Annotated in this window: 12 protein-coding genes; 6 read left to right on the top strand and 6 right to left on the bottom strand. The window is 71.4% G+C overall.

The window, feature by feature from the left end; translation table 11 throughout:
• Position 1 precedes the first annotated feature (1 nt).
• Both IG99_RS10710 and IG99_RS45210 read right to left on the bottom strand, forming a co-directional pair.
• The gene (locus IG99_RS10710) at positions 2-934 is read right to left on the bottom strand and encodes an anti-sigma factor RsbA family regulatory protein (protein WP_037672146.1); all 933 of its coding nucleotides are present in this window, start codon (positions 932-934) and stop codon (positions 2-4) included.
• Positions 931-1227, bottom strand: a complete 297-nt coding sequence (locus IG99_RS45210) for an STAS domain-containing protein (RefSeq protein WP_078947640.1) — start codon at positions 1225-1227, stop codon at positions 931-933. The genes IG99_RS10710 and IG99_RS45210 overlap by 4 nt, the downstream gene beginning before the upstream one ends.
• A 262-nt stretch (positions 1228-1489) precedes the next feature.
• On the opposite strand from IG99_RS45210, the gene IG99_RS10700 reads away from it, so the two are divergent.
• On the top strand, positions 1490-2167 hold the full coding sequence (locus IG99_RS10700; protein ID WP_037672144.1) for an ANTAR domain-containing response regulator: 678 nt from the start codon (positions 1490-1492) through the stop codon (positions 2165-2167).
• 126 nt (positions 2168-2293) lie between these two features.
• The gene (locus IG99_RS10695; RefSeq protein WP_037672142.1) at positions 2294-4273 is read left to right on the top strand and encodes a serine/threonine-protein kinase; all 1980 of its coding nucleotides are present in this window, start codon (positions 2294-2296) and stop codon (positions 4271-4273) included.
• A gap of 12 nt (positions 4274-4285) precedes the next feature.
• On the opposite strand, the gene IG99_RS10690 is transcribed toward IG99_RS10695, so the two are convergent.
• From IG99_RS10690 to IG99_RS51385, 3 genes are read right to left on the bottom strand one after another with little or no spacing between them, the layout of a single operon-like run.
• The gene (locus IG99_RS10690) at positions 4286-4486 is read right to left on the bottom strand and encodes a hypothetical protein (protein ID WP_037672140.1); all 201 of its coding nucleotides are present in this window, start codon (positions 4484-4486) and stop codon (positions 4286-4288) included.
• Between the two features lie 46 nt (positions 4487-4532).
• On the bottom strand, positions 4533-4898 hold the full coding sequence (locus IG99_RS44115) for a hypothetical protein (protein WP_051865148.1): 366 nt from the start codon (positions 4896-4898) through the stop codon (positions 4533-4535).
• 15 nt (positions 4899-4913) lie between these two features.
• Positions 4914-13541: a ricin-type beta-trefoil lectin domain protein gene (locus IG99_RS51385; RefSeq protein ID WP_158973169.1), complete on the bottom strand. Its 8628-nt coding sequence runs from the start codon at positions 13539-13541 to the stop codon at positions 4914-4916.
• A 237-nt stretch (positions 13542-13778) separates the two neighbouring features.
• On the opposite strand from IG99_RS51385, the gene IG99_RS10675 reads away from it, so the two are divergent.
• From IG99_RS10675 to IG99_RS10665, 3 genes are all read left to right on the top strand, one after another.
• On the top strand, positions 13779-17780 hold the full coding sequence (locus tag IG99_RS10675) for a LamG domain-containing protein (protein ID WP_037672139.1): 4002 nt from the start codon (positions 13779-13781) through the stop codon (positions 17778-17780).
• Between the two features lie 164 nt (positions 17781-17944).
• Positions 17945-19588: a PucR family transcriptional regulator gene (locus IG99_RS10670; protein WP_234311793.1), complete on the top strand. Its 1644-nt coding sequence runs from the start codon at positions 17945-17947 to the stop codon at positions 19586-19588.
• Between the two features lie 362 nt (positions 19589-19950).
• Positions 19951-21402, top strand: a complete 1452-nt coding sequence (locus IG99_RS10665; protein WP_037672135.1) for an amino acid permease — start codon at positions 19951-19953, stop codon at positions 21400-21402.
• On the opposite strand, the gene IG99_RS10660 is transcribed toward IG99_RS10665, so the two are convergent.
• Positions 21395-22183: a hypothetical protein gene (locus IG99_RS10660; protein WP_037672133.1), complete on the bottom strand. Its 789-nt coding sequence runs from the start codon at positions 22181-22183 to the stop codon at positions 21395-21397. The genes IG99_RS10665 and IG99_RS10660 overlap by 8 nt on opposite strands.
• A 485-nt stretch (positions 22184-22668) precedes the next feature.
• Here IG99_RS10660 and IG99_RS10655 point away from each other — a divergent pair, with 485 nt between their 5' ends.
• Positions 22669-24873 carry a RelA/SpoT family protein gene (locus IG99_RS10655; RefSeq protein WP_037672132.1) on the top strand — a complete coding sequence of 735 codons (2205 nt, stop codon included), beginning with the start codon at positions 22669-22671 and terminating at the stop codon, positions 24871-24873.
• Positions 24874-24925 lie beyond the last annotated feature (52 nt).

The following is a 24925-nucleotide window of genomic DNA, read 5'->3' as shown; positions in this document are numbered from 1 at the left end:
CTCAGGGGGCCAGGAACACGCGGATCGTCGTGCCCTCGTGGTCCGTGTGCACCCGGACGAGGTCGGCGATGAGGTTGACCAGCAGCAGCCCGCGGCCGCCGCGCTGCTCGTGCGGGGCGGGGCGCCGGCCGGCGAGCGGGTCCTCCAGCCGTCCGCTGTCGCGGACCTCGCACACCACGTACCCGTCCTCGGCCCATACCCGCAGCTCGCCCACGCCGCCGCCGTGCACCACGCTGTTGGTGGTCAGCTCGGCCGTGATGAGCGACAGGTCGTCGAGCCGGGTGCCGGTGAGGCCGAGCCGCATCCCCTCGGCGGTGGCGTGGTACCGGGCGCCGGGCAGCGTCACGTCGTCGAAGACCAGGCCCTGCACGTCCGGCACGTGGGACAGCGGCCGGTTGTAGCCGGCGACGACGGCCTCGGGGTCGTAGGCGCCACTGGCCCGGGGCAGCGGGGAGCCGGAGGTGATGAGGGTGGGGTGGGTGGCCAGGGCGTCGGTGAGGACCTGCTCGTCGAGGCGCTTGACGTCGTAGGGACAGAGGATGGTGACCTCACGGCCCTGGAAGGCCGCGTTGATCAGCGCCTCGTGCTGGACGCAGGCGGGGTACTCGTTCGCCGTGCGGCCCGCCCAGATCGGCTCGCCGATGATCCGCACGCGGCGGCCGGACGGCTGGGCGTCGGCGAAGGCGCGCAGCACACCGGGGATGATCCGGCCGGGGTTGCGTCCCGCCTGGCGCATGTCGAGGAACCGTACGCCCGCGGCGGCGTCCCCGAGGCCGTCCTGGATGAGCCGCAGGTTCTCGCCGGGCACCGCGACCGCCACCGGCTCCCCGGCCTCGACGGCCTCGCGCACGAAGGGGACCGTGCCCGCGAGGTACTCCTGCTCGTCGCGGTAGAAGAGCGCTGGGTGTACGAAGGGGTCTGCCACAGCGGTCATGAGGTCGGCACCTCGATCCCGTCGAGCCCCGGCCAGAGCAGCTCCAGCGACCGGCGCAGGACGGATGGCGGCGCGTGCAGCACGATCCGCCGGTCGGGCCCCAGACGCCGCACGGCGTCCGCGAGCGCACCGGCGCCGGCGACGTCGATGAACGTCACGGCCGACAGTTCCAGTTCGTACACGTCCTCGTCCCCGCGTAGCGCCTCTTCCAGCGCGCGCTCCCAGATCACGCGCGTGGCCAGGCCTACTTCCCCCGCCGCCCGAAGGCCCCGCCGCCCGGACAACGGGGACACCGTCAATCCCGGTTCCGCGTCTACGGCCGCGGACGGTGTCCCGTACCGGATACCCACACCAGTCTCCCCGATGCTCTCGAACGAGAAGCCCTTACCCCCTTGCAGACCCCTCCATGCACCGGACGGGTGTAACGAGCGGCACGTGGGGCAGACGAAGTCGCAGGTGCGGCGTGCCCGACCGCCCGGCCCCGGACCACCAGACCACCGGATCACCGGAGGGGCGCGTCATGAGGACTGTCGGCGACCGACGAGGCAGGGGGACATGACTTCTGTGACACCACCATCACTCGCGGGAGGAATGCTGGGCACCCTGGTCATCGACGGGTACGCGGACCAGGGCCGCGCGCAGCTCGCGGCGCACGGGGAGCTCGTCCACGGCTGCGCGGACGTTTTGGACAAGGCGCTGGCCGAGCTGTCGGCCGACGCCCGCCGGGTGGAGCTCGACATGAGCGGGGTGACGTTCATGGACACGGCCGGGCTGCAGTTCCTGGAGCTGCTGGAGGACTACGGCAGGCGCACGGGGGTCGCGGTGGCGACGGCCGGCTGGAGCGGGCAGCCGCGCCGGATCCTGGAGCTCATGGGCATGGAGCCGGTGCTGGGGCGGATCGAGGCGGATGAGCCGTTGCCCGTGTCGTCCGTGGTGGCACTGGAACGGGCGGAGCGGCTGACGGTGCTGCAGGAGGAGATCGAGCAGCTCCGTCATGCGATCAGCTCGCGACCGGTGATCGACCAGGCCCGCGGCATCCTGATGGCCGTCCACGCGTGCACCTCCGGTCAGGCGTGGCACATCCTGCGCGAGACCTCGCAGCACACCAACACCAAGCTGCGCACGGTCGCCGAGGCGATCACCAGCAGCGTCGACGGTCCGGCGCCCCCGGAGGAACTGCGCGAGGCCCTGCGGGCGGCGATCGCGCGCCACACGGACCGGGTCCCCTCGTAGGCGCCGTGTTCCCCGCCGCTTGTGACGGAAGTGATTGAAACGCTGACCGTGCGCCACGGCTGAGTTAGCCTCGTCTTCCCGCCGGAATGCGAACGGACGTACGGCGAACATCACTTCGGGGGATCCGTGTCACAACAGCGGCCGCTGCCACCGGGCCCGGCGACGAGCGAGGCAGCCGCGCTGCGCCGGACCGGCGCCTCGCCCCTGCGCCCCGGCGATCCGGGCCAGGTCGGCCCCTATGTGCCGCTGGCCCTGCTCGGCAGTGGTGGCATGGGGCGGGTGTATCTGGCGCGGCCCGTGGACGGCCGTCCCGGACTGGTCGCGGTGAAGGTGATCAGGCCGGAGTACGCGGACGACCCGAGGTTCCGGCGCCGGTTCGAGCGGGAGGCGTCGGTGCACGCCCGGCTCCGTACGCCGTACACGCCGGGGCTGTGCGGCACGGGCTTCCGGGACGAACTGCTGTGGATGGCCACCGAGTACCTTCCGGGGCTGGATCTGGCGGAAGCGGTACGGGACGGCGGTGCCCTGGAGACGGGCACGGTCTGGCGGCTCACCGCCGAGCTGGGGCGGGCGCTCGTCGGCCTCGCCGCCGCGGAGATCGTGCACCGGGACCTCAAGCCGTCCAACGTGCTGCTGTCCGTCCGCGGTGCGCACGTGATCGACTTCGGCATCTCCAGGGCTGTCGACGCGAGCGCGATCACCGGCACGGGCAACCGGGTGGGCACGCCCGCCTACATGTCCCCGGAGCATCTCAGGACCGGCCACTCCGACACCGCGTCCGACGTGTTCTCCCTCGCCGGGACGCTCGTCTACGCGGCGACCGGCCGTGCCCCCTTCGGTGACGGCACCGGGGTCGACGTGATGCACCGGGTGGCCTTCGAGGAGCCCAATCCCGCGCTGCTCACCCGGATCTCGGCGGCGGACCCGGCCCTCGGCTCCCTCCTCTCCGCCTGCCTGTCCAAGGACCCCGGCAGCCGCCCCACCCCCGAGGACCTCGTCACCGCGGCGGAGCCCCACACCGGGACGGCCCCCGGCTGGCCCGAACCGCTGGGCGCCGCGGTGCGGGCCCGGCAGCAGGCGTACGACGTACTCTTCCGGCTGCCTGTCGAACGGAGGGCACGCTTAGGGGACCCGGCCGGGGCCCCGGGGGACCCGGCCCGATCGGTGGACGCGGCGGAAGCGACGGACCTCCCGGGCGCCGGACGGGCGTCCGAAGCGCGGGGTCCTTTGGGCGCCGCAGCGCTGGGTCCTTCCGGCGCCGAAGCGCGGGTGCCTTCCGGCGCCGAAGCGCGGGTGCCTTCCGCCGCCGAGGCCCACGCCCCTTCCGGCGGCGCAACGGACAACCGCTCCGGCGGCGCCACGAACAACCCCTCCAGCGGCGGAACAGACGCCCCCTCCGCCGTCGTGCCGTCGACGCCGTTACGGGCGTCGGCCGTGCGGGGCTGGGCGCGGAGGAAGCCCGTGCTGGCCGGTGCAGCGGCCGTCGTCGTCTGTGTGGTGGCCGCGGGGGTGTTCGTGCTGACGCGCCCGGACGGCCCCGCCAAGGCCTACGCCCCGGGCTCCGGTGCGGCGTCCTCCGCCGGAGCCCGTCCCAGCGACGCGCCCTCGGCGTCCGGAGCCCCGGACGGTCCATCCGCCGAGGGGGCGTCCGGCAGGAAGGCGGGCGACGCGGAGGGGGCGGCCGCGCGTCCCGGCGTCTCCGAGTCCGCCTCCGGGGATGCCGAGGACGAGGAGACCGAGGAAGACGCCGCCGACGTCGGCCCGCGAAGCCCGTCCCCTTCCTCCCCCACAGGCGAGGCCGACGCCCCGCCCGTCGGCCCCGCTCCGGACCCGAGTACGCAGGACCCCGGATCCGCGACCCCGCCCTGGATCTCCGACTGCACGCACTACTCCGGCAACGGCCGCGCCCGCCGGGGCGACAGCGGCAAGCGCGTCCTCCAGGTGCAGTGCATGCTGACGGAACGCGGGTATGCCGTCGGCGACGTGGACGGCGACTTCGGGGCCGCTACGGAGTCGGCGGTACGCGGCTTCCAGGGCGACAAGGGGCTGTCCGCCGACGGCATCGTGGGCCACGACACCTGGAGCGCGCTGCGCGGCACGGAGTGACCCCGCCCGGGCTCAGCCCTGGACCAGGGTCGCGACTCCGCCCGCCACCAGGAACGCCCCGCCCGCGATGGCGATGGCGGCGAGCACCGCTAGGAACGCCGGCCGGAGGATCAGCGGCGAGGAGGACGCGGCCGCGCTCAGCCGCCGGCGGCGGAGCATGAGGACCCGGATGCCGGCGAGCAGGCCGATGAGTCCCAGGATCAGGTAGGGCACGGTGTCGGTCCTCCGGACTGTCGAAGAGGTGCGCGCGTTCTTGACATCAGGCGTCGGCGGCGATGTTCATCACCGAGTCGGCATCCATTCCGATTTCGATGAAGCCGCTGAAGCTGTAGCTGTCATCACAGAAAACCAATTCGACATCCGGCGGCACCAGCCCCCGGAACCAGAGGGCGAATCTCGCAGCCAGGTCGAGGGGCGAGTCAAGATAAATGCAGGTCCCGTCCGCGTGCGAATACCCCTCGAGCTCCCCGTCTCCCTCCACATAAACCCAGACCACATCCCGGGATTCTTGCGTTCCGCGCCTTTCGCGAATCTCGGCGGACGGCCAGTCCCGTTCCAGGGCGGCGATCAGGGCCGAGCGCTCAACTCCCCGGCTCTGATCCTCGAAGACGGCCAAGTACGTCATCTACCTGCTCCTTTCCTAGGGGTCCACGACCACAATGCCAGGGATGCCATGCTGCCGCATCAGGTCCGTGAAGTACGGTACAGCGCCTGGATCATTGGTGATGACGCGCAATCCGGTGAGCGGGTTATCCGGGTCGTTGATGACGGCGGCGTACCGCGAGAACTCGTCGTTCAGCTTCTTGTCGATTTTCGCCTGGATGAAATCGGGCACTTTCCCGCCCGGCACGAACGGACTGCGCCCGGGGGTGTTGACGTGCTTCGCGTCGAGGAGCTCGACGGTGTCGGCATCGAAACCGTCCGCCCAGACCTGCGCGCCGCCGCCGGTGGCGTGGTATTCCGTGGAGCCCACCTTCGCAATCTGGTAGGCCTGGTTCGCACCGCTCCCCTTGGCTGGGCCGGTCTCGAGCGACAACTTGTACGCCGTCGGGCACATGTTGTGCACGAGGACCGGCACCCCGCCCGCGACGACGTAGTACGTGTGCAGCTCGCGGACCGTCAGGTTGTAGCGGTCGGCCTCACCGGGCGTCACCCGGACCCCGGCGACCTGGACGGTGTGACCGTCCTCCGTGGTGAGCGCGTGCCCCGGAGTGAGCTTGCCCGCGGGCACCCACGTGTGGGCGGTCGCGTCCCAGAAGGGGTGCTTCGAGGTCGTGTGCAGGGTCGCGGTGTGGCGGCGGTCGGTGCGGACCGTGACGTCGACCAGGTCCTTGTCGTGGTTGACCAGCGTCGCGACGACCTGGCGGGGGCCGGAGTGCTTGCCGGTGCCGGCGTCGGCGGCCTCGACCTTGTCACCGGTCCTGATCTTGCCGATCGCCTTGGTCTTCCCGCCGGCCATGAGGACGGGCGTGTCCGGCGAGAAACTGCACTGGCCCGTCTCGCCGCCGGACGCCTCCTCGGCACCCGAGCCCTTCTCCGTTCCGGAGTTGCCGGTGGCGGGGTCGTCCGAGGCAGCCGCTGCCTTGCGGGCGGCCGCCGCCTCGTGCTGGGCGTCGGACGTCTTGGGCCGGGCAGCGTTCGTACCGGTCGCGTCGCTCGTGGACTCCTTGCCCGCGCCGGACGCGGCAGCGGCGTCACCGGCACCGCCGGAGCTGCCCGTGGCGTCGTGGGGTGCCGGTTCCGCGGCGCCCTTCGGGGCCGTGTCGGTGCCGCCGCCCGCAGGGGGCGACTCGCCCTCGTCCGGAGCGATTCCGCCACCGCCGGCGCAGCCCATGGCCACGCAGTCGCCGCCGAACATGCCGGTGACGGCTCCCGCTCCCTCTCCCGCGGCGAGAAGGCACGCGGGAGCGGCGACCACGGTTTCGGCGCAGACGCCGACGACCGCCACGACGACGACCGCGACGACGACCACGGTGACCACGGTCGCCACCACCGGCAGCGCCTTCTTGAAGTAGTGCCCGGCGCAGCCGAAGAAGCCATGGCAGCCGCCGTGGTGCTGCTTCTTCTTGCCGCTGGAGGTGCTGGTGTCGGGCTTGCTCGCGGCGGCCATGCACGAGGAGTCGCAGCCGCCCCCGCCGCCGTCCATCATCAGCATCAGGCCGCTCGGATCCGACCCGCTCGACGGGTTGTCGGCGGCGTAGGTGTAGCCGCCCATCTGGTTGGGGTCGCCGGCCTCGAAGACGGGGTCGGGGGTGAGGAAGCGGCCGAGGACGGGGTCGTAGTCGCGGGCGCCGAGCAGGTCGAGACCTGAGACGGGGTCCGTGGGCCGGCCGAGGAAGCCGTGGTTCTCGTCCGTGGCCACCCAGGACGTGGGCTTGGTGCCGCGCGGGTTGCCCCAGGGGTCGTAGGAGCGGCGGGTGACCGACAGGGAGGAGGCGTCGACGGCGGTGACGGACGTGCCCTGGTCGTCGGCGATCTGGTAGGTGACGGAGCCACTGCTGGAGCGGGTGACCGTGGTGCCGTCCGGGCCGGTGATGTTGCGCAGGCCGGTCCACGTCTTGGCGGAGACGTTGAGGGTGATCTGCTCCGCGCCGTCGAAGAGGTAGAGGACGCGGGTCTTGTCCGTGCCGTCGACGGCGGCGGTCTGCTCCAGCAGGTTGCCCTGGGCGTCGTAGAGGTACTTGCTGGTGTCGGTGTGCGTGCCGGAGGTCGTGGCGACCGTCGCCGTGCGGCCCTCGGCGTCATAGGTGAAGGTCTGGCTCTGACCGGCCGGTACGGCGCCGGTGGCGGCGGAGGCCCAGGTCTGGCCGCTGCCGCCGCAGGTGGCGATGGTCAGCTGGGTGGCGTTGGTGGCGGAGGCGCCGGGGTCGGTCAGGCAGACCGCGCTGTTGGCGTTGTTGACCAGGGTGCCGGTGGTGGTGACCTTCCACTTCTGGGTGGCGTCGGTCTTGCAGGTGTCGATCACCACGAGGGTGCCGGAGGTGGTGGCGTTGCCGGAGGTGTCCAGGCACATGCCGAGGACCTTCACCGTGCCGTCGGTGCCGACGGTCCACTTCTGGCTGGTGCCGCCGCTGCACGTGTTGATCTGCACCTTGGCGCCGGCGGTGGTCGAACCGCCCGCGTCCTCGACGCACTTCTTGCCGCCGCCGGAGATCGTGAACGCGGTGGACAGCGGACCGACGCTGGTCACCTTGCGGCTGATGGTGTCGCCGGCGTTGACGTTGGCGTAGGCGGGGTCGGTGTACGTGGCAGTGGTGGTCGCCGTGCCGGTGCCGGGGTTGGCGGTGGTGGCGGTGCCCGCCTGGTCGGGCAGGGTGGCGGCGACGGTGCCGTCCGTACCGGGGTAACCGATGCTCTGCGTGGTGTCGTTGAGGGCGTTGCCGGTGGTGTCGTGGGCCACCATGCCGGTGCGGTCGCCGAGTTGGTCGTAGGTGTAGGTCTGCCAGTAAGGCGCGGGGCCGCCGACGGTGGTGGTCTTGATCGGGGACGTGGTGGTGGTCTGCACCCGTGCGGTGGTGCAGCCGCCGACGGCGCCGACCGTGGCGGCGGAGGGGTTGGTGATGCCGGCGGTGTCGGTCCAGGCGGCGGTCAGCCGCTGGAGGGAGTCGTAGGTGAAGCACTGGGTGTCGTGCGTGGTGTTGTTCCGCAGGTCGTCGATCGCGGTGAGTTCGCCGGCCTGGTCGTAGCGGTAGTTGACGACGTCCATGGCGGTGCTGGACGTCTGGAGCATGCTGCTGTTCTGGGTGACGCGCCCGGTGGTGGCGTCGTACTGCGCGAAGGTCGCCAGCTCCTTGCCGGTGGGCCCGTAGTTGGCCTGCAGCACCCGCCCGAACGCGTCGTGGACGGCGGTGTCCAGGTAGGCGGGCGTGTTGGCGGAGTTGATGAAGCCGCCGATGCCGTCGAGGTTGCCCTGCTGGGTGTAGCCGTAGTCGATGTCCTCGGCCGGCAGGTTGCCGTCCGCCTGGTAGTGCGTGGTGGACAGCAGGCCGACGTTCGCGGTGTAGCGGGCCGTGGAGGTGTAGGTGACGGTGCCCGAGGTGGGCGCGCTGCTCTGGCCGGCGGCGGCGAATCCCTCGGCGGCGGGGATGGTGAGCGTGGTGCCCGTCGGCTGGTAGGAGGTGGTGTAGCCGGTGACGGCCTGCTTGTAGGCCTTGCCGGTGGCGCCGCCGACGTAGCGGGTGGCGGAGGTCTGGTAGCCCTTCTCCAGGGTGTCGTACGTGTAGGACGTGAGCAGCTTGGTCTGGTCGGGAGTGGCGGACCAGGCGGCGGCGTACTCGGCGGTGGGGCGGTTGTCCCAGTCGTAGGTGAAGGAGAGCACCTGACCGCGCGGGTCGGTGAGCTGCAGCAGGTTGCCGGCCACGTCGTACCTGTCGAACGTGGTGGTGCCGGCGTTCGGATCGGTCTGGGAGGTCTTCTGGCCGAGCAGGTTGTAGTGGTACGACCAGCTGTTGCCCGCGCTGTCCTTGAGGGAGTCGATCTGACCGGCGGGGGTGTAGGTGTAGCGGGTGGTGGCGTCGGCCGGGGGGATCGCGTTCGCCGTGCCCTGCTTCCACAGCACCGAGCCGCCGGAGGAGACGACGGCCGCTGTGGAGTCGTTGCGGACCTGGAAGGTGGCGCCGGTGGTGGCCGTCAGGGCGGTGCTCCACAGCTGTGCGACCGCCGTGGTGTAGACGACCAGGTTGCCGTCGGTGCCGAACTTCGCCCAGGCGCCGGGGTTGCCGCCGGTACCGGAGGACCAGATGGTCTTGCCGGTCGCCAGGGCGGAGAGCACCAGGTTGCCGTCGGCCTGCATCGTCAGGCGGACGCTCGCCGACGTCAGCGAGGTCCCCGAGGGAATCACCGAGCCGCCCGTGAGGGTGACCGTGGAGCCGGTGTTCTTCACCACCGTGCGGGTGGTCTGCCCCACGGCGTTCGTGAAGGAGGCGGTGGAACGGCCGCCGGCCGGTGCGGTGGTGTCGACCTCGTCGGCGCCCGGGTAGGCGGTGGACGCGTGCCACTGCTCGACGGCCTGGTGCCACAGGGTCTGCTTCAGCGGCCGGCCCTGACCGTCGTACGCGGTGGTGGTCTCCGACGGGATCTGGTTCTCGTTCGCCGCGTACAGCGTGGTCGAGGGGGGGTTGTTCGGCTCGGAGTAGGCGGCGTAGGACGCGGCCTGCCAGCCGTGCGAGTCGTAGAAGGTGTCGGAGATGACGCGCCCGGAGTCGGAGTCGCCCATCGCGGTGGACTGGGTCTGCCGTGGTTGCAGCATGCCGTCGTAGATGGTGATCGAGGTGGCATACGTGCCGTCCTCGCGCAGTGTCCTCGTGGTGACCGTGGACGGCGCGCCCGGCTGGGTGATGGTGGCGCCGGGTGCGGGGACGGCACCCGGGTCGATCGAGTAGGCGAAGGTCTCGTCGGCGCTCTGCCCTGCCGACTTGTCCCGGCCGGGCAGCCACACGGCGGTGCGCCGGCCGAGGGCGTCGTACGTCATGTCCGTCGTGCGGCCGTTGACGTCGACGCTCTGCAGGGGTAGCCCGCGCAACGCGTCGAGGGTGGACTCGACCTGCCAGCCCTGGCTGTTGGTGGACGTCTCGGAGGTGGCGTCCGTGTTGCCGCCAGAACTGCTCCACGGCGGGTCGAAGTCGGTGTGGGTCTTCTGGCCGGTGGCGTCGTAGGCGTCGGTGATCCGGCCGCCGCCGTCATAGCGCGTGGCGGACGTCGTCTGCCAGTTCTCGGTGGTGCCCGTGTAGCCGGTGGCGGTCTGGGTGCCGGTGGCCTGGCCGGCGGCGGTGACCTGGCCGAAGGTGCCCAGGCCCGACGGGGTGCCGTCGCCCGCGTAGTAGATCTTCTGGTCCGTCAGCAGGCTGCTCGGGCCGGGGGTGGTGGCGCAGGTGCCGACGACGCTCGTGACCCGGTCCGCGTAGGACAGCATCATCGTGTTCGACGCGGGCGGGTCGGCGTAGGTGGTGGTGGCGCACTTCTCCTGGTTCGGGTCGATGCCGTCGCCGTGCGCGTTGACGGTGGAGAGGCGGCCCTGGCTGTCGTACGCCGTGTCCGTGCTGGTGTGCCGCCAGCTTCCGTCGGCCAGGTGCTGGTACTCGAGGGAGCTGCTGGACTTGATCCGGTGCGCGGTGAGGTCGGGCAGCGTGGACAGGGCCGGCTCGGTGTCGCCGGGGTTGTCCTCCTGCGTCCAGTCCGTCCACGGCGTCCGGTTCGCGGAGGCGGTGGTGGTGAACGTGAAGGGGCCGTTCACGCTGACGGCGTCGACCGTGCCGCCGGCCTTGGTGTAGGTGTCGTCCTCCAGCGTGGTGCCGGCCAGTTGGTCGGCGTCCGTCACGCTGAGCACCGTGCTCCCGCCGACCTTGGCGTCGACGGTGACGGAGCGTCGGGTGCCGTCGGCCTGGTAGTCACCGTCCATGCCCTGGAGGTAGGTGGTGGTCTGCTGGGTGACGGGCTCGGGCGCCTGTCCGGTCTGCACGGTGACGGTGCGGAAGCCGCGGAACTGGTCCCAGGTGCGGTACTGGTCGTCGGTCCGGTCCGAGTCGTCGCGGTGCCAGGCCGGGCCGGAGTAGCTGTAGCGGGAGATCTGGGTCTCCGAGCCCGCCGGGATGTTCTGGGCGTCCGGCTCGTACTGGCCGGCGACCGTCAGGTCGGACACGGCCACGCTGTTGACGGTGACCTTGTTGAACCAGTCCGCGATCGGCTTGGAGGCGCCGGGGACGGTCCAGTAGACGGGGTAGCAGGAATGCGTGTTGCTGTCCGCCTGGGAGATCGACAGTGACGTTCCCGCGCAGGGTGCCGAGTTGTACTCGACGGCGATGGACTCGCCGGTCTCTGTCTGCACGGACGAGATGCGCGGCCGGTACAGCGGCGGGGCGGACGGCGCGTCGTCGTTCACCCGGTTGTCGATCTCGGTGCCGGTGAAGGAGACCTGGTTCAGGGCGATGTCGCTGTTGCCGTTGTCGTAGGTGTCCTTGCCGGTGTGCTGCACGGATTGCAGCCACATCACGGCCTGGAGCATCCCGGCGTCCTTCGGGTCGACCGTGGTGCCGGTGACCGGGTCGACGGTGCCGCCCGCGTCGGAGTAGATCTGGCCCAGCTTGTAGGAGTCGACCGCGGTGAGCTGGTCGGTCGCCTTCACATGGACCTTGGTGGTGATGGAGTCCAGCCGGGTGGTGGTCCAGAAGCTGGGGCCGGTGGTGACGCACACGTCGGCGGGGACGCTGGTGGCGCCGTCCGGCAGCTTGGTGGAGTCCGTGGAGTCGCAGTGCAGGTCCCAGGGCACGTCCGGCCAGTGCGTGGCGGTGGAGTCCTTGAGGTTCGAGGCCGAGCAGTCGGTGAACGTGGAGGTGGTCTGGCAGCGCTGGGCCAGCCCGAAGTCCACCTCGGCCGCCGGGGTTTTCCCGGCCTGCTCGTCGGCCAGCGTGTAGCCGTACGAGATCAGCGTCAGCGCGCCGCCGCTCGTGTACGAAGTGAGGGTGCCGGTGTCGTCCGGGTCGTCGGTCGCGCCGGCCTGACCGCCGCCGAGGTCGTAGTAGTTGGACTCGGTCGTGTAGTCGTAGCGCTGGACGAACCCGGTCGGCGAGACGACGAAGTCGAGGTTCCAGCGCCAGCCCTCCGGCTTGTCGCACTGGGAGGCCTTGCCCTTGGCGCTGTCGTGACACGGGTCCGAGGTGCGCGGGTGCAGCACCGGGACGCCCCAGGCGGAGTGCGTGGAGGGGTCGTCGGGGCTCGAGGGCATGGTGGCCTCGGTGCCCGCGCCACTGGGTGCGTGGTCGGCGCCGAAGTAGGCCGCGGTGCCGTCTGTGGTCAGGACCCGGTAGTAGACACCGTCGTGCAGGCCGTTGGCGGCACCGGACAGCTCCTGTACGAGGGTGCCGTCGTCGCCCTGGAGCCGCCACTGCTTGATCTCGCCGGTCACACCGGCGTCGACCCCGTCGGGGACGAGCACACCGGAGTGCGAGCCGAAGGAGAGGGTGGCGTTGTCGCCGCCCCAGCACTCGTCGCCGGAGCCCTTGAGGATCTTGTCGCCGTCGGAGTCGAGGAGCGAGCCGCAACCGCGGTAGCCGCGCTCCACATAGCCCACCTGGTAGCTCCAGCCGTCGCCGGCCCAGGACGCCTGGGAGTTGCGGGCGGTGGTCTCGCCGTCGACCGACTGGGAGTCGTAACTCAGGCCTACGGAGGGCGCGTTGCCGCCGATCGCGGCGGGGACGGAGATCGGGTACGCGTAGGTGAAGGAGCCGGTGGCGGAGGCCTGCCAGGTGCCGGCCGCGGAGAGGGTGGTCGCGCCGTAGTCGCCCTGGGAGCCGGAGGTGCCGGAGGTGACGGCGAGGGCGGTGGTGCCGGTGGCGGTGGTTGCGGTGAGGGGAGCGGTGCGCAGGGACATCGTGCGGGGGCCGTCGGTGTCCTGTGCGGGGGACGGGGACGGGGCCTGGGACGGGGAAGCGGCTGACGGGGACGCCGCCGGTGACGGGGATGTGTCGTGGGACGGGGACGCCGAAGGAGAAGGCGAGGGCGACTCCGGTGCCGGCTCGTCAGTGGACGCCGCCCCCAGGGTGACCGTCGCCGTCAGCTGTCTCGCGGTGGGGCGGTTGGTGAAGTGCAGCGGGGTGCGCTTCTGGCACTCGGGCCGCTCCGGGGTGGTGAGGGCGCAGCCCGGGAGCTGTACGAGCTGGAGCCGGGAGCCGTAACCTCCGCCGTACGCCTCGGCTATCGCGGAGTAGTCGACCACGACACGCACCCGGCCGCGGTCGGACGCCGTGGTGGACGGGGTGATGCCGAGCAGCATGCCGTTGGCGCCGGTCCTGAGCGTCTGGGCGTGGGAGGCGGTCTGTACGCGTACCTGGTCGACGGGGTGTGCGGGGTCCGCGGGTGCCACCCAGACCGGCAGCGCGCCCGCCTTGGTGGGCTTCGCCCTGCCGTGGGCGTCCAGGGCGACGGTGGCGGTGCCCGCCTTCGGCCACCGCGGTGCCTGGGCCCGGTAAGTCCCCAGCGGCTTGTACCCCTTGGGATGCGCGGGGGTCTTCTTCGGCGGCAGGGCGTGGTGGTCCACGGCCGGGGTGGCGGGGAGCTTCTTGGGGTTCCACACATCGCCGGCGAACTTGAATCCGCCGTGGTGGCCGAAGCCGTCGTCCGTGTGGCCGGGCAGGAATCCGGGCGTGCCGAAGCCGGTGGCGATCGCCACCGGCAGGAGCAGTGCGAGGAGGGCGACGGGGACCGTCCACAGCCCCGGCCCGCCCAGGAATCTTCGGTGCCACACGCCCGCGAACCAGCGCCGTCTGCCACTCACGCGTACCCCCAGGGACCGGCCTCGACAGGCCGTCAGTTAGCCAGACCACACGTGTGAGTGATCGACGGGAGGCTAGATACGGCCATGATCGCGACTCAAGACCCTTTGCCATTTCAGTGAAAAGACCGTGCTTCGCCTTGGCGGATCGTGAGTAGTTTCTGTGCGGAAATGATCACAGCCCCATGGCAACCGGGCTTCCCCCCACCCCGCTGCCCGCGACCGAAGGAAGCCTGCCACGTGCTGAAACGACCTGTACGCAGCCGCCACAGACGCACCGTCCCGGCACGTCGGCTGCCCCTGTTCGCCGCCGCCCTCGCCCTGTTGGCGGTCCTCCCGGCGCTGCCCGCCGCCGCCGACGACTTCTCGCCAACTCCCGCCGATCCGCTGCTGGCCGCACAGGCCCAGGCCATGTCCTCCGGAAAGGCCGTCCCGGTGGACGCGTTGACCACGGAGGTCTCGACCACGCAGGCGCTGCCGGACGGCACGTTCTCCAACACCACCAGTGTGCTGCCGGCCCGGGTCCTCAAGGACGGCGACTGGACACCGGTGGACGCCACGCTGGTCGCCGACGGCAACGGCGGCTACACACCCACGGCCACGCCGAACGGGGTCACGCTCTCCGGGGGCGGCGACGGCCCGTTGGTCACCCTGACCCACTCCGACGGGCCCAGCATGGCCCTCACCCTGCCGTTCACGCTGCCGAAGCCGACCGTCAGCGGCGACACCGCCCTGTACTCCTCGGTGCTGCCGGGCGTCGACCTGTCGGTGTCCGTCACCGACCAGGGCGGCTTCAGTGACGTCCTGGTCGTCCATGACGCGGACGCGGCCGCCGACCCCGAGCTGAAGAAGCTCACCCTGGCCACCTCCACCGACGGCCTCACCCTGAGCACCACCGCCGCCGACAGCATGAGCGCCACCGCGACCGACGGTGACCTGGCCTACACCAGCCCCCAGCCGTTGATGTGGGACTCCTCGACCACGCCCGTGACGACCCCGGAGGCCGGGCCGGCCGCCGGCCCGGCGTCCTCCGTGGACGGCCCCGGCCCCGGCGCCGACACCGAACCGGTCGCCATGACCGCCACGAGCAAGGCCCTCACGCTGACCCCGGACGCGGGCATGCTCAGCGACCCGGACACCACCTACCCGGTGTACATCGACCCGTACACGAACCCGGTCTCCTCCACCGCCGGCCACTACACCGAGGTCTACTCCAGCTCGACCTGCGACGACTCGCCGCAGTACGACAAGGCGCAGACCAACGGCCAGGGCGTGGGCTACCAGCGTTGGGGCGGCCCCTGCGGTGTCGGTCTGGAACGCTCGTACTGGGCGATCAACACCAGCGGACTGCACCCGGCGTTCGTCGTCTACGACGCCTACGTGAAGATCTCCACCACCTACGCGGCCAGTTGGGACTGCAGCCAGGACCAGCTGCTGACCCTGCACACCACGAACGCGATCAGCGCCGGCACCGACTGGAACTCACGGCCCGGCACCCACGACGTCGCCTTCCCGCCGGCGACCGACACGGTCCCGAGCGGCGCCAACTCCAGCAGCTCGTGCAGCAACAGCACCGCCACCTTCCACGTCACCGACCAGGCCCAGAAGATCGCCCAGCAGGACGGCGACGGCTACGACGGGGACGGCACCGCGGGCGCCGGCACCAACACCTGGACCGTCGGTCTGTACGGCAACGAGTCGCAGACCTCCGGCAACGACGACTACCTGCGCATGTCGACCACGCTGACGCTGACCACGAAGTTCGACATCCCGCCGGCCGTGCCGACCGACCTGCACACGACCCCCGCGGCCACCGGCGCCTCAGCCCCGTGTACCACCAGCGGGGTGGGCTGGATCGGTGCCACCACCTACTCGGACGCCGGCAGCAACATCAAGCTGCACTCGACCGTCACCACCCAGATGTCGGGTGAGAACGTCAAGGCGCACTACCACGTCTGGGACCGCACGGTAGATCCGGACGGCGACGGCAGCGGCGCCAACGTCTCGACCCCGGCGAGCGGGTTCCTCGCCTCCGGCACCGACGCGGTCGTGAACATCGGAGCCACGCTGAAGGACGGTCACCAGTACGGCTGGGACGTCTACGCCGAGGACGACTCCTCCTCCGACCTGCAGTCCGCGATATCGGACCACTGCTGGTTCACCGCCGACTTCACGGCGCCTCCGACCCCGGAGGTGACCGGCAACGCCGCGTTCCCGCCGGTCGGTTCGGAGCGCACCGTCCAGCCGGTGTTCGCCGGCCCGGGCAGGACCACCGACTTCACCGTGGCCGGCGCCGACAGCCCGGCCACGGACGACACCTGTGTCCCCGGCCCCTGCAAGTCCAGCGGGATGGGGTCCTTCCTGTGGCAGCTCGACTCGCCGCCCACCGCCGCCGACGGCCAGAGCGCCTCGGTCACCGGCACCGACAGCCAGGGCAGGTCCACCGCCACGATCCCCGTCCCGATCAGCGACTGGGGCGTGCACACGCTGTACGTGGCCGGCGTCGACAAGGCGGGCAACATCTCCACCGCGCCCTTCGGCTACACCTTCACCGTCCCCTGGAACCCGGCCACCACGGTCAAGCCCGGTGACATCTCCGGCGACGGCGTCCCCGACCTGCTCGCCACCACCAAGACCGGCGACCTCGACCTGATCCCCGGCAACCTCGACCCCGCCCAGCCCGCCGACCCGGTCCAGAGCGGCCCGGTCACCGGCACCGCGCCCACGGTCACCGGCCCGGTCACCGTGGCCTCCGCCGGCGACTCGCCCGACGGCACCGGCTGGGACACCTACCTCATCGCCCACCGCGGCAACCTGCACGGCGCGGACGTCGACGACCTGTTCGCCTACAAGAACGGCCAGCTCTACGTCGTCAAGAACGACCAGGACCCGGTCGACGACGCGTCCTTCCAGAGAACGCCGTACTCCACGGTCGGCGGCTTCATCGGCAGACGCTTCGATGTCATCCCCAAGGACCCGTGCGCGCAGGCCGACGTCGTCGCGGACGACAGCCGCTGCCGCGGCACCGACTACAACAGCACGAGCTGGAACATCAGCCAGCTCATCACGCCGGGCAACGTCTTCGGCAACACCTACAACTACCCCGCCGTGATCACCGTCGAGAACAAGGAGCTGTGGATCTACCAGTCCGACGGCGGCTACCACCTGAAGAACCCGCTCCGGCTCGGCGACGGCGACTGGACCGGCCAGACCCTCCTCGCCGCGGGCACCTTCAAGGGCGGTCCCGTGCTGTGGACCCGGGACAAGACCTCCGGTGAGCTCTACAGCTACCCGATCGCCGTGGACAGCACCACCCTGGTGCCGGCCCTGCTCCACCCCACCGTCCACACCGACCTGCGGCTCGCGCTGCCGCCGGCGTCCTACCCGGTCGTCGCCTCTCCCGGTGACATCAACAGCCCCACCAGGTTCGGCACGGTCGACGGCGGAGGCCCCGACGGGAACCCCGACCTGTACACCGTCGACACCGCAGGTCAGCTCATCGAGTACAACTACCGGCAGAGCCCGGTCCTGACCTCCCCGCCCACCTACGACTTCGCTCCCCCGGTCTCCCTGGGCTCGGTCACTGACACCGCCACCCACTGGTGGAAGCTGGCCGAGGGCACCGGTACGAGCACCGCCGACAGCACCGGCACGCTGAACGCCAACCTGTCCGGGGCCTACGGCTGGCGCACCGACTCCGCCCGCGGCGCGGTCCTCGACCTGACCGGCACCACCGGCTACGCCGCGGCCGGCGGCCCCGCCGTGGACACGTCCAAGAGCTTCACCGTCTCGGCCTGGGTCAAGCTCAACTCGCTCGCGGCGAACAGCACGTTCCTCTCGCAGAGCGGCACCACCAACAACGGCTTCCAGCTGTACTACTCCTCCGGCGCCGGGTCCTGGGCCTTCGGCCGCCACAGCACCGACGCCACCGGTTCCGTCTGGGCAGCCGCCTACGGTGCCAAGGCGACCACCGGCCAGTGGACCCACCTGGTCGGCGTCTACGACGCCACCGCCAAGGAACTCCGCCTGTACGTCAACGGCAAGCTCACCGCCACCCGCGCCTGGACCTACACCCCCTGGAACGCGACCGGCCCCCTCCAGGTCGGCCGCAAGCTGTCCTCCGGCACCTACGGCGAATACACCAACGCCTCCCTGAGCGACATCCGCGTCTACCCGACGGCCCTCCCCCCGGCGGACGCCGCCGCCGGCGGTGACTTCCCGAAGACGGTCCAACTCGACTGACGGAACGAGCCGACCCTCACGGGCCCGCCCGGGCATCAGCCGGGGCGGGCCTGTCCGTGTCCCCGGGCGGACCTGCGACGCCCTGTGGGTCCTCGCCCCTACCGATTAGCATCGGAGTCCGGCCTGGCTCCCAGCAGAGGGCGACGATCATGGAATCGGCCGCGGTGTCCCCGCCCCCAGCCGGCATCGGCCTGCGGCAGTTGCTGATGGCGTTGGGCGACTCGCTGGTGGAGGTGCAGGCCGCTCCGCTCGGGCTGGACGTGGTGATCCGGGATGTCGCCCTGCTCGACCCCGAGGACCCTCCGACGGCCCGGGCCGGCGAGCTGGTCCTCGTCATCGGTGCGCGGGGCCGGGCCGCACTGCCCGCGCTGCGGGCCGCCGCCCGCGACGGTGCCGCCGCCGTCGTGGTGAAGCTGGACGGTCCCGGCCAGGCCGGGGTCCTCGGCGAGACCGCCACCGAAGCCGGCGTCGCCCTGCTGTCGCTGCGCGGCGACGCACGCTGGGAGCAGGTGAACGCGCTGGCCCGCGCCGCCCTCGACGACGCGTCCCCCGGCCACCCCGGCGAAGGGGCCGAGGGCGGAGACCTGTTCTCGCTCGCCCAGACCACCGCCATCCTCACGGGCGGCATCGTCAGCATCGAGGACGCCGCCAACCGGGTGCTGGCCTACTCCCGCTCCACCGACTCCGACGAGATCGACGACCTGCGCCGGCGTTCCATCCTGGGCTGGCAGGGCCCGGAGGCGTACCTGGCGAAGCTGCGCGAGTGGGGGGTGTTCCAGCACCTGCACTCCAGCGACCAGGTGATCGGCATCGACAGCCACCCGGAGCTGGGCATCCGCCCCCGGCTCGCGGTGGCCGTGCGGTCGGGGGACCGGCAGCTGGGGACCATCTGGGTGCAGGAGGGCTCGACTCCGCTGTCCGACCACTCGGAGCAGGCGCTGCTGGGTGCCGCCCGGGTCGCAGCGCACCACCTGGTACGCCGTCGCAGGGAACTCTCCGAGGACCTGACGCTCACCCGGACCCTGCTGGCCGGGCTGCTGGAGGGCAGCACCGGGCCGCAGCCGCTCGCCACCCACCTGGGCTTCGACGCCACCCGCCCGGCCGCCGTCCTGGGTTTCTCGTACGGGACCGCGGGCGCCGTCGCCGTACCGGGGACGGGCCCGGCCGGTGCGTCACCGGAGCTGACCCACTCCGAGGTCACCAACCTGATCTCCGTGCACATCGCCGCCCGGCACCGCAGCGCGCTGGTCACCCAGCTCGATCCGCGCATCTATGTGCTGCTGCCCCAGCTGGGACGCGGTATCGACACGGACACGCTGCGCGGCTGGGCCCAGGAGATCACCGACGCCTCGCGCCGCCACCTCGGCCTGCCGCTGCGCGGCTCCGTCGGCTGTGTGGTGTCCGGGCTCGCGGACGCCTCCGAGTCGCGCCGGGAGGCCGACCGCATCCTCGACGCCATGATGGGCGCCGGTCTGCCCGCCGCGGTCGCCGCGCTGCCGGACATCCAGGCGGAGGTCCTGGTCAGCGAGATGCTGACGCTGCTCGCCGCCCATCCCGAGATACGGGATCCACGGCTGACCGCGCTGGTCGCGCACGACAGCCGGCACCAGGGCCGGCTGGCGGAGTCCCTGCTGGCGTACCTGAACTGCTTCGGTGACGTCCGGGAGGCCGCGGCCCAGCTGCATGTGCACCCCAACACGCTGCGCTACCGCATGCGCAGGGCCGAGGAGCTGACCGGTCTCGATCTGAGCCGCCCCGACCAGCGGCTGCTGGCGATGCTCCAGCTGCGGCTGCCACCCAGCGGCTGACCCCGCTCCGCATTGGCGGACCGTACAACCATCGAGGGCGAGTTTGTCCCCGGGGACAAACACCTCACCCCCCGGCCACTCATACGCTTGCGCAAATCCATTTCCGCGAGTGATGCGGTTCACCTCCCACAAGGAGACGGAGCGAGGCACGGACCCGCGGTGACGACCAGGTCACCGGCGGCCTCCGGATACCGCTCCGGACCGTGCACGCCCGCGGGAATCGTCAGGACCATGACCGCTCCTGCCCCGCCCCCGCATGCACGCCCGCTCGTCCCCCACCGAAGCGATCCGGCGAACCAGCCCTTCGGCGATCCGGGCAGCCGCTCCCCGATGGCCCTCCCAACCACCCCATGGATGTCGACATGACTACACGTCCCCCCGGGCCTCCGGCCCAAGACACCGCTCCGCCCACCGGCGTTCAGCCTGCACAGCAGGCGGGCCTGCGGGCCGGCCTGAAGAACCGTCACCTGTCGATGATCGCCATCGGCGGGGTGATCGGCGCCGGTCTCTTCGTCGGCTCCGCCTCCGGCATCGCCGCCGCCGGGCCCGGCATCCTGCTGTCGTACGCGCTGGTCGGCGCGCTGGTCGTGTTCGTGATGCGGATGCTCGGCGAGATGGCCGCGGCGAACCCGAGCTCCGGCTCGTTCTCCGCGTACGCGGACCGGGCCCTGGGCCGCTGGGCCGGGTTCTCGATCGGCTGGCTGTACTGGTTCTTCTGGGTCGTGGTGCTGGCCGTGGAGGCGACCGCGGGTGCGGTGATCCTGGAGGGATGGGTGCCGGCCGTACCGCAGTGGGCCTGGGCGCTGATCGTGATGGTGGTCCTCACGGCCGCGAACCTGGCCTCCGTCGGCTCCTTCGGCGAGTTCGAGTTCTGGTTCGCCGGCATCAAGGTCGTCGCCATCACCGGCTTCATCGTCCTCGGTGGTCTGGCCATCTTCGGTGTACTGCCCGGCTCCGACCACGCCGCGCCGGGTTTCGACAACCTCACCGGGCACGGCGGCTTCCTGCCCCACGGTCCCGGCGCGATCCTCACCGGCATCCTGCTGGTCGTCTTCTCCTTCATGGGCAGCGAGATCGTCACCCTCGCCGCCGGAGAGTCCCCCGACGCCCGGCGCGCGGTCGCCAAGGCCACCCGGAGCGTGATCTGGCGCGTCGGCGTCTTCTACGTCGGCTCGATCCTCGTCGTGGTGGCGCTGCTGCCGTGGAACGACCCATCGATCGCCGAGAAAGGCTCCTACGTCGCCGCACTCGACTCGATCGGCATCCCGCACGCCGGCGAGATCATGAACTTCATCGTGCTGACCGCCGTACTGTCCTGTCTCAACTCCGGCCTCTACACCGCCTCACGCATGGCCTTCTCCCTCGGACAGCGCGGCGACGCCCCTCACTCCTTCGTCGGCACGAACAGCCGCGGTGTCCCGCAGACGGCGATCCTCGCCTCGGTGGCGTTCGGATTCGTCGCGGTCGCCTTCAACTACCTGTGGCCGGACACGGTCTTCCAGTTCCTGCTGAACTCCTCGGGCGCGGTCGCGCTCTTCGTGTGGCTGGTCATCTGCTTCTCGCAGCTGCGGATGCGGGGGATCATCCTGCGCGAGAGCCCGGAGAAGCTCGTCGTCCGCATGTGGCTCTTCCCGTATCTGACCTGGGCGACGATCGGGATGATCTCGTTCGTGCTCGTCTACATGCTCACCGACGACAGCGAGGGCGGCGGCCGTGTGCAGGTACTGCTGTCCCTGCTGGTCGCCGCCCTGGTGATCGCGGTCTCACTGGTCCGGGAGCGTGTCCGCCGGGGCAGGCCCGGCACCCTCACCTGACGTCGACGAAGTCGCCGGCGGCCGTGGACGGGCCGGTGGTGCCGGTGCCGGCGAAGACGAAGCGGAAGTAGCCGTCGGTCCTGGCCCTGGTGGTGGTCTTCAGCGCGCCGCCGGCGCCGCTGGTGATGGTCTTCAGGGTGGTGTAGGTGTTGCTGCCCTTCATGCGGAACTGCAACTGGACGGACTGGCCCCGGTAGCCGGTGTAGGTGCGGCTCGCCCAGTCGGCGCGGGTCAGCTTGCCGGCGACCGTGACGGTCCGGCCCGTGCGCACCGGCTCGGGCGAGGCGTTCACCGTCACCACGGCGTTCCGCTTGATCCGCGCCGTGCCGGCCACGTCGATCGCCGTCCAGTCGTCGTGAGTGTCCTGTGCTTCCGCGAGCACGTTCCAGGTGCCGGCGAGAGCGTTCTCGCGGACGTCCCGCTCGGCGTCGACGGTGAAGGTCGTCTCGCAGGTGGAGGTGGTGGGGTCGGTGGGCGACACGGCGCAGGTGCCCGCCGGCGGGTAGGCCGGCAGGTGACCGTCCATGTCGTCCACGTTCGGCCCGTGCCACAGGTAGGCCCACGACCGGACGACACCGTCCGGGTCCTTCGCGGTCCAGGTGATGGTGACGGTCTTCTTCGTGTTCAGGCCGAGCACGATGTCCTTGCCGCCGTCGACGGAGACCTTGAACGTCGTGTCACTGGCCGCGGCCCCGCCCGCCGCGTGCGCGGCTGCCGGGAACACCGAGGCGGAGAGGGCGGCCGCGCAGAAGACAGCGGCGAGGGCGGGGCGGGTGCGCATGGGGTCCCCCTTCGGGGTGGCGGAGCCTCGCCGTCTCATCCCGGCGAGGCCTGATGAGGTGTCACACGGGCTAGTGCTGTGACCGGAAAGGTTTGCCGGGAAGCTCGCGGCGTCCGGTGCGGTGCCTCGCAAGGCGGAGCATTACCCGCGTACTGGATGTACTCGGGTGATGCGACAACGCGGCGAGGGGCCGTGCCGGGCGTCGCGAGCCGGTGAACCTTTCCGGTCACAGCACTAGACGATTCCCAGGGGTCGGCGCGGGTTCGACATCGTGCGAGATCTCAAGTCGAGTGGCGCAAAAGCGTAAACATCGAAACCGTCGCTCGAATGGGTGATCCGTTTCACGCTCGGCGAGAGGCGGTCAGTCGCGCGTGCTGGGCTCGGTAGCATCAAGCACCGGCCCGGACGGGGGAATCATTGCCACCCCCTGAGCCGTGTCCGCCATGGGGCACCCCGTCCGCCGGTCCACGCAGCCGGAGGTGCCCATGAGTGCGGAGGCCACGAATTCCGTGAGCCCAGGCCCGGTGGCGGGCGCGATGACGCCGGCCGTGCCCCGGCGCAAGGCCCGCGCCAGGATCGACCTGCGCCGCCTGGGCCGGGTCGCGCTGCTGGGCTCCGCCTCCCGCGACCGGCTGCCCGACGCGATCAGCCACGTCGTCGAGGCCCACCGCGCCCACCACCCCGACGCCGACCTCGAACCGCTGCGCCGCGCCTACGTCCTGGCCGAGTCCTCGCACCGCGGCCAGATGCGCAAGAGCGGCGAACCGTACATCACCCACCCGCTCGCGGTGACCCTGATCCTCGCCGAACTCGGCGCCGAGACGACCACCTTGACGGCGTCCCTGCTCCACGACACCGTCGAGGACACCGACGTGACGCTCGATCAGGTGCGCGAGCAGTTCGGCGAGGAGGTCCGCTACCTCGTCGACGGCGTCACGAAGCTGGAGAAGGTCGACTACGGCGCGGCCGCCGAGCCCGAGACCTTCCGCAAGATGCTCGTGGCCACCGGCAGCGACGTCCGCGTGATGTCGATCAAACTCGCCGACCGGCTGCACAACATGCGCACCCTCGGCGTGATGCGCCCCGAGAAACAGGCCCGCATCGCCAAGGTGACCCGGGACGTCCTCATCCCGCTCGCCGAACGGCTCGGCGTCCAGGCGCTCAAGACCGAACTGGAAGACCTCGTCTTCGCGATCCTGCGCCCCGAGGAGTACGAGCACACGCGCGCGTTGATCGCCGAGAACGACTCGCGCGCCGACGACCCGCTCGCCGAGTTCGCTGAGGCCATGCGCGCGGTGCTGCGCGACGCCGACATCCCGGCCGAGGTCCTCATCCGGCCGCGCCACTTCGTCTCCGTCCACCGGGTCTCCCGCAAGCGCGGCCGACTGCGCGGCGCGGACTTCGGTCGGATCCTGGTGCTGGTGAACGAGGACGCCGACTGTTACGCCGTCCTCGGAGAGCTCCACACCTGTATGACGCCGGTCGTCTCGGAGTTCAAGGACTTCATCGCCGTCCCCAAGTTCAACCTCTACCAGTCGCTGCACACCGCCGTCGCCCGCGAGGACGGCCAGGTCGCCGAGGTCCTCATCCGTACGCACCAGATGCACAAGGTCGCCGAGGCCGGCGTCATCGCGCTGGGCAACCCGTACGCCCCTTCCGCCGAGGAGCAGACCGCGTCGAGCGACGGCGAGCGCGTCGACCCCACCCGCCCCGGCTGGCTCTCCCGGCTCCTGGACTGGCAGAAGGCCGCCCCCGACGCCGACACCTTCTGGTCCACCCTCCGCGAGGACCTCGCCCAGGACCGCGAGATCACCGTCTACCGGCCCGACGGCGGCACCCTGGGCCTGCCCGACGGCGCGACCTGCGTGGACGCCGCCTACGCGCAGTACGGCGAGGACGCGCACGCCTGCATCGGGGCGCGCGTCAATGGCCGCCTGGCGACGCTGAGCACCGTCCTGAGGGACGGCGACACCGTGCAGCTCCTCATGGGCCAGGACCCCGCCTCCGAGCCCTCCAGGGAGTGGCTGGAGCACGCCCACACCCCCGCGGCGCGGATCGCCATCCAGCGGTGGCTGGCGACCCATCCGGCGCCGGCGGATACGGACGCGGCGCAGACGGCGCCGGACCCGGACGGCGCGGAGGCCACGGCGCAAGCGACCGTCCGGAAACCGCTCAGGACGGCCGGGACACCGTTCCGGACGACCGAGGCACCCGATGGCTCCGCCGCGCGGCCCGGCACCGCGAACGTCGTCGTCGACCAGCCGGGCGCCACCGTCCGCCTCGCCGGCTGCTGCACCCCCGTACCGCCCGACGAGATCACCGCCTTCTCCGTGCGCGGGGGAGCGGTGACCGTGCACCGCGTGGAGTGCGCCGCGGTGGCGCGCATGAAGAACGCGGGGCGTGCGGAGGTCGCGGTGCGCTGGGGGGACGCCGCCGAGTGCCGGGTCACGCTGGTCGCCGAATCGTTCGGTCGCCCCCATCTGCTGGCCGACCTCACCGAGGCCATGGCCCTGGAGGGCGCCGAGATCGTCTCGGCCACGGTCGAACCCCCGACCCAGCAGCGCGTACGCCACACCTACACGGTGGAACTCCCCGACGCGGCGCACCTCCCCGCCCTGATGCGGGCCATGCGCAACGTACCCGGCGTCTACGACGTCAGTAGGGCACAGCATCACGCGACGACACCGTGAGCAACTCGTTCGGGTGGGCCGGTCGCGCGTCGTCGCCGTGACGCACGCGCGC

The organism is Streptomyces griseus subsp. griseus (assembly GCF_000720255.1).
In the GTDB taxonomy this organism is placed as follows: domain Bacteria; phylum Actinomycetota; class Actinomycetes; order Streptomycetales; family Streptomycetaceae; genus Streptomyces; species Streptomyces griseus_I.
Note: the sequence above shows the minus strand (reverse complement) of the source record. Positions and strands in the feature narration are given on the sequence as shown.